Raw genomic sequence first — 321 nt, forward strand, 5'->3', positions numbered from 1 at the left:
GCTGCCGATCGCGTTCACGGTCAACCAGCTCCAGCAGCTGATCGTGTCGATGGGCGTCCTCGGCGTCATCGTCCTGGTCAGCGGTCTGCCGGTGACGGTGAACTGGCTGCTGATGGTCCCGATCCTGCTGCTGCAGTCGACGTTCAACGCGGGCCTGGCCATGTTCATGGCCCGCATCGGCGCCAAGACCAGCGACATGGCCCAGCTGATGCCGTTCATCATCCGCACCTGGATGTACCTGTCCGGCGTGTTCTGGGCGGTCAACAGCGTCACCGCGAAGCTGCCGCACTGGGCCGGCACGCTGATCGAGGCGAACCCCGC

General features: G+C 65.7%; 1 protein-coding gene. It reads left to right on the plus strand.

What is annotated here, in order from left to right; all coding sequences use genetic code 11:
• Positions 1-321: ABC transporter permease (locus TR50_RS32840; protein WP_042430841.1), on the plus strand; the 321-nt coding region annotated here is incomplete at both ends.

It is taken from the genome of Streptacidiphilus anmyonensis (assembly GCF_000787855.1).
Classification (GTDB): domain Bacteria; phylum Actinomycetota; class Actinomycetes; order Streptomycetales; family Streptomycetaceae; genus Streptacidiphilus; species Streptacidiphilus anmyonensis.